The sequence below is a fragment of the Actinomadura craniellae genome, from assembly GCF_003289645.1.
GTDB lineage: Bacteria > Actinomycetota > Actinomycetes > Streptosporangiales > Streptosporangiaceae > Actinomadura_D > Actinomadura_D craniellae.
In genome coordinates this window covers 1-12,111 of record NZ_QLYX01000003.1, presented here as the reverse complement: position 1 = coordinate 12,111, position 12,111 = coordinate 1, and the positions used below count along the sequence as shown (strand labels likewise).

9 protein-coding genes and 2 rRNA genes are annotated in these 12,111 nt (G+C 70.5%); 6 read left to right on the top strand and 5 right to left on the bottom strand.

Features of this window, described 5'->3' with window-relative positions; translation table 11 throughout:
* Positions 1-153: 153 nt before the first annotated feature.
* Complete coding sequence (locus tag DPM19_RS06740; protein WP_233509940.1) at positions 154-675, bottom strand: GNAT family N-acetyltransferase; 522 nt, start codon at positions 673-675, stop codon at positions 154-156.
* A gap of 189 nt (positions 676-864) precedes the next feature.
* Here DPM19_RS06740 and DPM19_RS06735 point away from each other — a divergent pair, with 189 nt between their 5' ends.
* The 6 genes from DPM19_RS06735 to DPM19_RS06705 all read left to right on the top strand — a co-directional run bounded on the left by DPM19_RS06735 (position 865) and on the right by DPM19_RS06705 (position 10,200).
* Positions 865-1,458 (top strand): TetR/AcrR family transcriptional regulator, encoded by a 594-nt coding sequence (locus DPM19_RS06735; RefSeq protein ID WP_199484906.1) that lies wholly within the window; start codon positions 865-867, stop codon positions 1,456-1,458.
* Between the two features lie 573 nt (positions 1,459-2,031).
* A complete protein-coding gene (locus tag DPM19_RS06730; protein WP_325050198.1) occupies positions 2,032-4,116 on the top strand; it encodes a helicase-associated domain-containing protein in 2,085 nt (694 codons plus the stop codon).
* A 599-nt stretch (positions 4,117-4,715) separates the two neighbouring features.
* Entirely contained in the window at positions 4,716-6,272 is a 1,557-nt protein-coding gene (locus DPM19_RS06720; protein WP_111863960.1) for a TROVE domain-containing protein, read from the top strand.
* Between the two features lie 258 nt (positions 6,273-6,530).
* Entirely contained in the window at positions 6,531-8,060 is a 1,530-nt protein-coding gene (locus DPM19_RS06715; RefSeq protein WP_111863959.1) for a class I adenylate-forming enzyme family protein, read from the top strand.
* Positions 8,061-8,102: 42 nt separating this feature from the next.
* Positions 8,103-8,480, top strand: a complete 378-nt coding sequence (locus tag DPM19_RS06710; protein WP_111863958.1) for a hypothetical protein — start codon at positions 8,103-8,105, stop codon at positions 8,478-8,480.
* Between the two features lie 67 nt (positions 8,481-8,547).
* Positions 8,548-10,200, top strand: coding sequence for a DNA repair helicase XPB (locus DPM19_RS06705; RefSeq protein ID WP_111863957.1), 1,653 nt, complete (start codon positions 8,548-8,550; stop codon positions 10,198-10,200).
* Here DPM19_RS06705 and DPM19_RS06700 read toward each other — a convergent pair.
* From DPM19_RS06700 to DPM19_RS06685, 4 genes are all read right to left on the bottom strand, one after another.
* The gene (locus tag DPM19_RS06700; protein WP_111863956.1) at positions 10,152-10,763 is read right to left on the bottom strand and encodes a dihydrofolate reductase family protein; all 612 of its coding nucleotides are present in this window, start codon (positions 10,761-10,763) and stop codon (positions 10,152-10,154) included. The two genes, DPM19_RS06705 and DPM19_RS06700, sit on opposite strands and share 49 nt — an antisense overlap.
* Positions 10,764-10,786: 23 nt before the next feature.
* On the bottom strand, positions 10,787-11,368 hold the full coding sequence (locus DPM19_RS06695) for a dihydrofolate reductase family protein (RefSeq protein ID WP_111863955.1): 582 nt from the start codon (positions 11,366-11,368) through the stop codon (positions 10,787-10,789).
* A gap of 125 nt (positions 11,369-11,493) precedes the next feature.
* Positions 11,494-11,610 (bottom strand): 5S ribosomal RNA (gene rrf / locus DPM19_RS06690).
* A gap of 260 nt (positions 11,611-11,870) precedes the next feature.
* Positions 11,871-12,111: ribosomal RNA gene (locus DPM19_RS06685) — 23S ribosomal RNA — on the bottom strand; the annotation flags it as partial.

Below are 12,111 nucleotides of genomic sequence, written 5' to 3'. Positions count from 1 at the left end.
GAGGAGGGCGCGGGAATCTGCAGTGAAACTAGGTGATTCTGTGTGACTCTATGTGACTCTGTGCGCTTTTTCGCCGACCGGAACTGGCTTGCCCGACGGACCGGAACCACGGTTCCGTACTCACGCTCTACCCGCTGACCAGGCCCTCAACCCTCAGGAAGACCTGGATGTCAGCCAGTCGGACCAGCTGAGATCCCGCCCCGGAAAGCAGATCGTTTTGAAGGGCCATGCGGAGATTGCCCACTCTTCAACGAAATCGGTGAGCTCGTCCGCCAGAGCGGTGCCCGTCACATCCCGCCTCATCCAGAACAGCACCCCCGCGTCAACACCGCTCTGCCGGGGCGGCAAGATCTGGATACGCCCGATCATCCGCTCCTCGTCGACGCTCAACACCGCATAGGTGAACGACCGACGCAACTGGCCTTCCTTCTGCAACCAGGCGATGTCGATCAGGGCCTGTTCCAGCGTGAGATCCACACCCGGCCAGCCGAACCGCTCACCGAACTGCTCCCACAACATCTCCCGGGTGCTCATCACCGCGTCGTAGTCCTTGACCACGTCGTGGACCGTGAGGGGGCGAATCCGAAAGCTCGGGCCGGCCACGAGGGTGGGTACGTCGAAGTCCTCGGGCAGGAAGGCCACATCGACCCCTTCCATCGGCAAGGATGTGGTCACCGAACTCTAGTGTCCCGATACTCGTTAGGGCAGTGATCGGTCCCGTCCGGCAAAGTAACGTCCGGATGGTGCCGCGCACACCGCGGTCAGACCGGGAGTGGGCCGGAACACTATCGCCGGCCGGCTCCGCATCGAGCACAGGCGCCCAGGTCAAAGATGCCCTAGTGTCGTGGCGGAGGAAAACCAACGATGAGCAGAACGACACGCGAGCGGATCGTGGCCGAAGCACTACGGCTGTTCGCCGACCGGGGCTACGCCGCGACCTCCGTCGCCGAGATCGAAGCGGCCTCCGGGCTCTCGCCCGGCGCCGGAGGTCTCTACCGGCACTTCCGCTCCAAGGAAGAAGTACTCGCCGCCGCCATCCGCGAGCACATCACCAGCACCAAATCCCAGCTGGACGTGATACGCGAACAAGCCACCCAGTTCGCCGACCTGCCGCTGGTCGAACGGCTGAAGATGACCTGCCACGCCGGGCTGGCGAAGATGCGCGAGGAACAAGACCTCGTCCGGGTCCTCTTCCGCGACCTCGACCAGTTCCCCGAACTCGTCGCCGAGATGCGCGAAGGCATCGTCAACCCGCTGTACGAAGCCATCGCCGAATGGCTCTCCACACAGCCCGAACTCGCCGACAACGACGAAGACTGGCCCGCGATCGCCTCGATCCTGGGCGGCTCGGTGGTCAACTACTGGCTGGCCAACGAATCAATGCACGAACCACCCAGCCGCATCGCCGAAGAACGCTTCGTCCTCGCCTGGGCCCGCCTGGCCATGGGGCTCTGTTAGCTTGGCGCTCGTTCCTCGCGCTTGTCGCGGCGCCTTCGGCGCGCCGTCTTCCCTCGTCGCGGTGAAGATCGCTCGTTCCTCACGATCTTCACCGCTCCTCAGTCCAGACGGCGCGGGCGCCGCTCCCGGACCGCCTCGCTTCGCATCGGCATCCATCTCGTCCGGCTCGTTTGATGGTGATCGGGGCGTTGCTCCTGTGTGGTGGTCCGGGGGGTTGAGCGGGCGGGCCAGGTAGGGGTTGAGCGGGCGGGCCGGGTGGGGGTTTAGCGGGCGGGCTGGGTGGGGGGTTGGCGCGGCTACCGTGGATGGGTGGAGACGTATGCGGACTGGCTGCGTGGGCGGAGTGATGCGGAGCTGCGCGTGTTGTTGTCCGCGCGTCCGGAGCTGATCAGTCCGGTTCCCGCCGATCTGACTGCGCTGGCGGCGCGGGCGGGGACTGCGGGGGCGGTGACGCGGGCGTTGGACCGGCTCGATCGGTTCGAGTTGGCGGTGGTTGAGGCGTTGCTGGTGTTGCCTGCGCCGGTTCGGGTCGGTGATCTCACTCGTGCGTTGGGGCATGACTGCGGTCCGGCTGTGGTGCGGTTGCGTGCGTACGGGCTGGTGTGGGGCGAGGACGACGCGTTGAGTACCGCGCCGGGGGTGCGGCAGGGGGTGGTCTGGCCGGCGGGGCTGGGGCCGCCGGTGCGGGAGGTGTTCGCCGGGTATCCGCTTGATCGGCTGGTCGATCTGGTTACCGATCTTGATGGGGTCGTGCCTCGGGGGTTCGCGGACTCGGAGCAGTTGGTGGCGCGGCTGGCGGAACGGCTCGCGGAGCCTGCGGCGCTGATCGACGATGCGGGTGAGGAGGCTGCCGCCGCGCTGCTCAGGCTGGTCTGGGGGCCTCCGGTGGGGCGGGTCGACAATGCTCGGCGGCCGTTGCGTGCCGGCACGGCGGGCACTCCGGTGGAGCGGTTGCTGGGGCGGGGGCTGCTGGCCGCCACCGATGATCGGACGGTCACGTTGCCTCGCGAGGTCGCCTTGCACCTGCGGGGTGGGCGGCTGTTCGAGGATCTTTCCGCGGAACCGCCGGGACTGGCCGTGGCCGCTTCGGGGTGGGGGGCCGAGCATGTCGATCGCACCGCTGCGGGGCAGGCGCTCACCGCCGTCCGGCAGGTGGAGGACCTGCTGGAGCGGTGGGGGGTGGAACCGCCGCCGGTGCTGCGCAGCGGTGGCCTGGCCGTCCGCGAACTGCGCGCCGCGGCGGCGCTGCTCGACGTGGCGGAGTGGCAGGCGGCGCTCTACGCCGAGCTCGCCTACGTCGCAGGGTTGCTGACCCGGGGCGGGGACGACGAGTGGCTGCCCACCCACGGCTACGACCTGTGGCGGATGCACGACACCGCCGAGCGGTGGGCGATCCTGGTGCGCGCCTGGCTGGACACCGACCGGGTGCCGGGGCTGGCCGGCGAGCGCGACGACCGCGACCGGGTGATCAACACCCTGGCCGACGAGTCGGTGCGCACCAGCGCGCCCGAGACCCGGCGGGCCGTGCTGGACGCGCTGGCCGCCGCGGACGGCGCACCGGACCCCGACGACGTCCGCGCGCACCTGGCCTGGCGGCGGCCCCGGCGGCGCGGAGCGCTGCGCGACCGCCTGGTCGGCTGGACGCTGCGCGAGGCGGGGGTGCTGGGGCTGACGGGGCTGGGCGTGCTCGCCGCGCCCGCCCGGGACCTGCTGGCCGGCGCCGACCCCGCCCCGCGGCTGGCCGCCCTGCTGCCCGAGCCCGTCGACAAGGTGCTGATCCAGGCCGACCTCACCGCCGTCGCCCCGGGGCCGCTGGTCGTCGAACTGGCCCGGGAGCTGGGGCTGATGGCCGACGTCGAGTCCACCGGCGGCGCCACCGTCTACCGTTTCACGCCGGGGTCGGTGCGCCGCGCCCTCGATGCGGGGCGCTCCGCCGCCGAACTGGCCGACCTGCTCGACCGGCACTCGGCGACCCCGGTGCCCCAGCCGCTGACCTACATGATCGAGGACGTCGCGCGGCGGCACGGGCGGCTGCGGGTGGGCACGCTCACCTCGTACGTGCGCGCCGACGACCCGGCCACACTGGAGGAGATCCTGGTCGACCGGCGGGCCGCCCCGCTGCGGCTGTACCGGCTGGCGCCCACCGTGCTCGCCTCCCGGCTGTCCTCGGCCGAGTTGCTGACGGCGCTGCGTTCCATGGGGCTGGCCCCGGTCGCCGAGTCCGCCGACGGCGGCGTGGTGGTCACCCGGCCGGACGCACACCGCGCCGCCACCCCCGACCCCGGCCGGTTCCGCGGGCCGGTGGTCTCCGACGAGTCGATGGTCGGCGCCGCGCTCCGGGCGCTGCGCGCCGGCGACGAGGCGGCCCGGCACGGCGCCGAACTCGCCCGGCGGCGCGCCGACGTCCCGGCCGGCGAACCACCCCGCTCGCCCGCGGTGGCGACGGTGGAGGAACTGCGCAGGGCGATCGAGCGCGGCGCCCGGGTCTGGATCGGCTACCTCGACCAGCAGGGCCGGGCGTCCAGCCGCATCGTGGAGCCCGTCCGGCTGGAGGGCGGCTTCCTGACCGGGTACGACGCCACCCGGGCCGCCGTCCAGCGGTTCGCCCTGCACCGCATCACGGGCGTCGCCGAAGTCGATTCCTCATCCGCCCCGTGAATTAAAAGGGTTGCCGCGCATCGGCGGGTGCGGCATTCTTACAGCCGTCGGAAGAACGGCACCAAGAACTGCGGAGGAGGATGCGATGCCACGCCAAGGGAAACCAGTGCCCCAGCGGCCGCATCCCGCCGAGGCGGAAAACACACCGATACCCGGTGCCGACTCTCGGCGACCATGAACGTGCGCGCCCGGTGCGCAGGCAGCGGTTACTTCCACTCTTAATGGGCAGGTTGCGGGTTCGAATCCCGTCCGGTCTTCGGGATCGGTAGCTCAATTGGCAGAGCAGCACGTACCGCCGCCGCTTCGATCTCGGGCGCTCCAGATTTTCCCTCCCGGTGCGAGGGCCGAAGTTACTCCGGTATAACTCAGGTTCAAATCCTGGCCGGCTCGGAAGAGCCGCAGAACTTCGGCCGACCCCTTCTCGGGAGGGCCCATTCGACGACCTGCCCGGTGCGCAGGTGACGGTTACTTCTATTTGGGATAGAGAGATGCGGGTTCGAGTCCCGCCCGGTCCTCTCGCGGGCCGGTAGCTCAATCGGCAGAGCGCTGTGTACCGTCGCCGACCCTGATCTCGGGCAGCCCATGGAGGGCCCCTTTCGATGGCCAAGTTCAACCGGGCGCGGATCGCGGGTGCGATCAGCGCCGTCAAGACCCGTCCCGACACCACCGCCACCACCTACGCGGGCGCGCCCGGCCACGCCCGCGACACCAAGAGCGAGCTGTTCCTGCTCGCGGTCGCGAACATGGTCGGCGAGCAGACCTTCTACGAGGCCGCGACCGAGCGCGACGCCCGGTTCCGCACCCTCGTCGGCGAGGTCGCGATCCAGGACGCCGACTGGCTGGCCCGCATGATCGGGTGGCTGCGGACCGGCGCGGGCATGCGGTCGGCGAGCGTCGTCGCCGCCGCGGAGGGCGTGATGTCGCGGCTGTGCGCCGAGCTGTCGGGCGGCAACCGGCAGCTCATCGGCGCCGCGCTGCAGCGGGCCGACGAACCGGGCGAGTTGCTGGCGTACTGGCACGGCCGGTTCGGCCGGGCACTGCCGCAGCCCGTCAAGCGCGGGGTGGCGGACGCCGTCCGCCGGCTCTACACCGAACGCTCGCTGATCAAGTACGACACCGGGTCGTACCGGTTCGCCGACGTGCTGGAACTGACCCACCCGGCGCCGGCCACGCCGCGCCAGGGCGACCTGTTCCGGCACGCGATCGACCTCCGGCACGGCCGGGACCGGGAGATCCCCGAGTCGCTGACCGTGCTGCGGGCGCGGGCCGAGCTGTCTGCGCTGCCGGCGGCCGAGCGGCGGGCGCTGCTCCGCCGGGCGGACTCCGCCGAGACGCTCGCCGCCGCCGGGATGACCTGGGAGTCGCTGGCCGGCTGGCTGAACGGCCCGCTCAACGCGCCCTTCTGGGAGTCGATCATCCCCTCGATGGGGTACTTCGCGCTGCTGCGCAACCTGCGCAACTTCGACCGTGCGGGCGTCTCGGACGAGGTGGCCGGGCAGGTCGCGGCGCGGCTGACCGACCCCGAGCAGGTCGCGCGGTCGCGGGTGCTGCCGATGCGGTTCCTGGCCGCCCACCGGGCGGTGCCGTCGCTGCGCTGGGGCCACGCGCTGCAGCGGGCGCTGGACGCGTCCCTGGCGAACGTCCCCGCACTGCCGGGGCGCACGCTGGTGCTCGTCGACCGGTCCGGCTCGATGTTCGGCCCGCTGTCGGCACGGTCCGACCTGACCTCCGCGGACGCGGCGGCGGTGTTCGGCGCCGCGCTGACGCTGCGGGCCGAGCGGGCCGACCTGGTGCAGTTCGGCACCAGCAGCGCGGCGGTCGAGATCCGGCCCGGCGAGCCGGTGCTGAAGGTGGTCGAACGGTTCCGGAGCATGGGCGGCACCAACACCGCGGAGGCGGTCCGGCAGCACTACCGCGAGCACGACCGGGTGGTCATCGTCACCGACGAGCAGGCCTGGGCGGGGTACCGCGGCGAGGAGCCGACCCGGACGGTGCCCGAGCGGGTGCCCGTCTACACCTGGAACCTGGTCGGCTACCGGCACGGGCACGGCCCCTCCGGGTCCGGCACCCGGCACACCTTCGGCGGGCTGTCGGACGCGGCCTTCGCGATGATCCCGCTGATCGAGCGGAGCCGCACCGCCGGCTGGCCGTTCTAGGGACCCCGGTTCGGCCTACCGGGGTCCGGGTGGGAGCCGTGCCGCACCGCCGGCCGTTCCAAGGGCCCCGGTTCGGCCCACCGGGTCCAGGTGGGAACCGTGCCGCACCGCCGGCCGGCCGTTCCAGGGACCGGTCCAAGCACGGTGGGAGCCCGTCGCGTCTCGCGGCGGGCTCCTTGTGCTCCCGCCCATTGACCGCATGGTCATAAATGGGGTCCGCTGGTGACCGTTATCCCAGGGAAAGGGGAACGCGCGCACATGGGCGAGCAGCGCACTCTCGGCAGGCTGGCCGAGGTGGCCTGGAACCGGTTCGACGACTACGAGTCCCTGTTCTTCGAGGGTTCCTGGCACCGCAGCCAGCAGCTCGCCGGGCGAGCCAGACGCGCCTGCGGCGGGTTCACCGAACTGGGCGTCCGCCCCGGCGACCGGGTGGTGGTCATGATGGCCAACTGCCCGGAGGTCGGGATCACCTACCAGGCCCTGTGGCGGGCCGGCGCCGCGATCACCCCCGTGATGTTCCTGGTGTCCCCCGAGGAACTGCGGCACATCCTGCTCGACAGCGGCGCCCGGGTCGTCGTCACCACCACGGAGGTGCTGCCCAAGGTCCAGGCCGGAGCGGACGGGCTGGACGTCCGGATCGTCCTGGTCGGCGAGGAGACCACGGGAACGATCCCGTTCTCCCAGCTGGACTCCGGCCCCGAAGGCCCGCTGGTGGACCGCGCCGAGGACGACCTGGCCGCCCTGATGTACACCGGAGGCACCACCGGGCGGGCCAAGGGCGTCATGCTCACCCACGCCGGGCTGTACTCGGCCGCCGGTCGCCGGAGCGAGCAGGGCCAGGTCTCCGACCCCCCGAACCGCTCGATCGTCCCGCTGCCGCTGTCGCACGCCTACGGGTTGATCGTCACGCTCATCGGCATGCACTCGGAACTGCCGCGCGTCAGCGTGCTCATGCGCTGGTTCGACGCCGCGCAGTGGCAGCGGCTCGCCGCCGAGCACCGGGCGCAGATCGGGCCGCTGGTCCCCGCCATGATCCAGATGCTGCTGGCCGACCCCGGGTTCGGCGCCACCCCGCTGCCCGACCTGAGGTACGTCACCAGCGGCGCGGCCCCGCTGCCGCGCGAGGCGCTGGACGAGTTCGAGCGGCGGCTACCCGGCGTGGAAATCCTCGAAGGTTACGGAATGACCGAAACCAGCGCGATCATTTCGTCCAACCCGCCGGGAGCACGGCGGCTCGGCAGCGTGGGGCTACCGATCCCCGGCTACCAGGTCGTCATCCGCGACGACGAGGGCCGCGAACTGCCGCCCGGCACCGACGGCGAGATCTGCGTCACCAGCGAGAGCGTGATGCGCGGCTACTGGAACGCCGACGAGGCCACCGTGGCCGCCATGCCCGGCGGCGAGCTGCGCACCGGCGACATCGGCCACCTGGACGAGGACGGCTACCTCTACGTCGTCGACCGCAAGAAGGACCTGATCATCCGCAACGGCTTCAACGTCTTCCCCCGCGATGTGGAGGACGCGTTGACTGAACACCCGGACGTCACGATGGCCGGGGTGGTCGGCCGCCCCGACCCCCGGCTCGGCGAGGAGGTCGTCGCCTTCGTCTCCCTCGCCGAGGGCTCCTCGACCACCTCCGCCGACCTGGTCGGGTGGATGCGCGACCGGATCGGCCAGGTCAAGTACCCGCGCGAGGTACACGTGGTCGACGCCGTCCCGGTGACGAGCGTCTTCAAAACCGACCGCAAACGGCTACGAAAAATGCTGGACGAATACTCTTCCTCCTAGGATTGAGGAGTAATCTGCGCTTCTCAGGCGGCTGGGGGATGGATGAGTGGATACGGCGGGCAGCCCTACGACCAGTACGGGCAACCGCAGGGCTGGGACCCGCAGGGGCAGTACTCCCCTGCCCCCGACTACGGCTACGGCCCGCCCGGGACTCCCCCCGGCGGGCAGCCGACCAACGGTGCCGCCGTCGGGGCGCTGATCGCCAACTGCGTGCTCGTGGTGTTCTGCTGCGGGCTGCTGGCGATCCCGGGCATCATCACCAGCGCCATGGCGATGAGCCGGCAGCAGACCGACCCCGAGTCGTCCCGCACGCTGACCCTGTGGAGCTGGGTGATCTTCGGTTGCAACATCGCCCTGTCCATCGTCCTGATCGCCGTCCTCATCATCATCGGCGCGTTCGAGGACACCTCGACCTACTGAGCCGGGAAGAGGCGGGCGGGCCTCCCGTGTTGCACACTGGGTTGCCCCGAGTGCGGAAAGGGAGCCCGTGTCCGACGGCCCGTTGATCGTTCAGTCCGACAAGACCCTGCTGCTCGAAGTCGACCATCCCCTGGCCGACGACTGCCGGCGCGAGATCGCCCCGTTCGCCGAGCTCGAGCGGGCTCCCGAGCACGTCCACACCTACCGGATCACCCCGCTGGCGCTGTGGAACGCGCGCGCGGCCGGCCACGACGCCGAGCAGGTCGTCGACGCGCTGCTGCGGTTCTCCCGCTACCCGGTGCCGCACGCCCTGCTGGTCGACGTCGCCGACACCATGGGCCGGTACGGGCGGCTCCGGCTGGAGAAGCACCCCTCCCACGGCCTGACGCTGGTCTCCACCGACCGGGCCGTCCTCGAAGAGGTGCTGCGGTCACGCAAGGTCGCGCCGATGCTGGGCGAGCGGCTCGGCACCGACGCGGTGGTGGTGCACCCCAGCGAGCGCGGCACGCTCAAGCAGGCGCTGCTCAAGCTCGGCTGGCCCGCCGAGGACCTGGCCGGGTACGTCAACGGCGAGGCGCACCCCATCGAGCTCGCCGAGGACGGCTGGTCCCTGCGCTCCTACCAGAAGGAGGCCTCGGACGCGTTCTGGCACGGCGGCTCCGGCGTCGTGGTGCTGCCCTGCGGCTCGGGCAAGACCATCGTGGGGGCCGCCGCCATGGGGCTCGCCCGGGCGACGACGCTGATCCTGGTGACCAACACCGTCTCCGCGCACCAGTGGAAGCAGGAACTGCTCCGCCGCACCACCCTGACCGCGGACGAAATCGGCGAGTACACCGGCGCCAAGAAGGAGATCCGGCCGGTCACCATCGCGACCTACCAGATCATGACGACCCGGCGTAAGGGCGCCTACGCGCACCTGGAGCTGTTCGACGCCCGCGACTGGGGGCTCGTCATCTACGACGAGGTGCACCTGCTGCCCGCACCGATCTTCCGGCGCACCGCCGACCTCCAGGCGCGGCGCCGGCTGGGGCTGACCGCCACGCTCGTACGCGAGGACCACCGCGAGGACGACGTCTTCTCCCTCATCGGCCCCAAACGCTACGACGCCCCCTGGAAGGAGATGGAGGCGCAGGGCTGGATCGCCCCCGCCGACTGCGTCGAGGTCCGGGTGACGCTCACCGACTCCGAGCGGCTGGTGTACGCCACCGCGGAACCCGACGAGCGCTACCGGTTCTGCGCCACCACCGAGACCAAGAACACGGTGATCGAGGCGCTCGTCGCGCGGCACCGGGGCGAGCAGACCCTGGTCATCGGCCAGTACATCGACCAGCTCGACGAGCTGGGCGCCCGGCTGGACGCCCCGGTGATCAAGGGCGAGACCCGCATCAAGGAGCGGGAGCGGCTGTTCGAGGCGTTCCGGGCCGGCGAGATCTCGGTGCTGGTGGTGTCGAAGGTCGCCAACTTCTCCATCGACCTGCCCGAGGCGACGGTGGCGATCCAGGTCTCCGGGTCCTACGGGTCGCGGCAGGAGGAGGCGCAACGGCTGGGCCGGGTGCTCCGGCCCAAGTCCTCCGGGCAGGGTGCCCGGTTCTACGCGGTGGTCGCCCGGGACACCCTCGACCAGGACTACGCGGCGCACCGGCAGCGCTTCCTGGCCGAGCAGGGGTACGCCTACCGCATCGTCGACTCCGACTCGGTGCTGGCCGACGAGGAGCCCTGACGCCCGTAGGTCAGGACGACCATGCCGCCGTCGAGGACCCGGGTGCCGGTGAGCTCGAACCGCCGGGGCGCGAAGTCGGCGGTGAACAGCGGGATGCCGGCCCCGGCGACGATCGGGTAGACCTTGACGACCAGCCCGTCGATCTCGGGAAGCAGGGTGCCCGCCAGCCTCGCCCCGCCGACCAGGTAGATGTCCTTGCCATCCTCGGCCTTGAGCGCGCGGACCCTGGCCAGCGGGTCGGTGGAGACGATCTCGACCTCGGGGTCGGGGCTCTCGGTGAGGGTCGTCGAGACCACGTACTGGCGCAGGTGCCGGTAGGGGCTGGTGATCCCGATCCGCAGGGCCGGGTCGTAGGTGGCCCGGCCCTGCACCGCGGTGTCGAAGTGCCGGCCGGGGGAGTCGACGCCCAGCGCCGCGCGGACGTGCGCCGGTAGCGTCTCGGGATACTCCTCGGTGATGAAGTCCAGGACGTCGGGGGTGACGGGGAAGAAGTCCGCGTCCCCGTCGGGGGCGGCGATGCAGCCGTCCAGGGTGGTGGCGACGTAGTAGATGAGCCTTCGCATATGAGCCTCTCCTCGGACCTTGGCTAGGCGCGGGTGTAGCTGAGGACGACCGCCCCGCCCCCGAAGACACGGGTGTCGGTCAGCTCGAACGCCCGTGGCTGGAACTGCGCGGTGAAGACCGGGATGCCCGTGCCGATGACCAGCGGGTAGCGCTTGACGATCAACTCGTCGATCTCGGGGAGCAGCGCGCCCGCCAGCCGCCCGCCGCCGGCCAGCCAGATGCCGAGCCCCTCCTCGCGCTTGAGCCGGCGCACCAGGCCGGCCGGGTCGCCGGGGACCAGTTCCACCTCCGGGTCGGGGCTCTCGGTGAGGGCCGTCGAGACCACGTACTGGCGCAGGTGCCGGTAGGGGCTGGTGACGCCGATGTCGAGCGCCGGACGGTAGGTGCCGTGGCCCATCACGACGGTGTCGAAGCACCGGTTGCCGGGGAGGTCCAGCCCCATGTGCTCCCGCACGTGGGTGGGGACCGTCTCCGGATAGCGGGAGGTCAGGAACTCGGCCATCTCGTCGGCTCGGTCATCGGCCGGGAAGAAGCCGAAGGAGCCGTCCGGTGCGGCGATGAAACCGTCGATGGTGGTGGCCACGTAGTAGGTGAGCCTTCGCATACGTCCCCTCAGGACAAACCGACCGGATGACAACCTCCGCCATTCGGAAATGAATGGTTGAGTATCTTTTCAGGTGAAATGCAGAAGGCCCGCCCCAATTGGGGCGGGCCTTCTATATATGTTGTGTCCGGCGGTGTCCTACTCTCCCACACGGTCGCCCGTGCAGTACCATCGGCGCTGGAGGGCTTAACTTCCGGGTTCGGAATGGGACCGGGTGTTTCCCCTCCGCCAAAACCACCGAACGTCTCTCCACCAACCCTCTGGGGTATGAGCACCAGGGGTGGTGAGCTTGTGTTCGGGGACCTTGCGGTCACCTTCATTCAATTGTGGACGCGGGTGCAGCACCCTGTTTCCCCGTGGTTCCTGGCCAGGTGGCCGGGTGAACCCCCGGGGAAGAGGGGGGTGCTGCGGGTTCCCGGTTGTTGGTCGGGAACCGCACAGGGACGCGAGATCATCTCAACGACCGCTGAAGGTCGTTGGTGTTGGTCACCGTTGAGGTGTGGTGTTCAAGTCGCTCGGCCGATTAGTACCGGTCCACTGAGCACATTGCTGTGCGTGCATGTCCGGCCTATCCACCCAGTGGTCTGCTGGGGGCCTTAACCCGACCCGAAGATCGGGGGGGAGACCTCATCTTAAGGAAGGCTTCCCGCTTAGATGCTTTCAGCGGTTATCCCGTCCGAACGTAGCCAACCAGCCGTGCCCCGGGCGGGACAACTGGCACACCAGAGGTTCGTCCGTCCCGG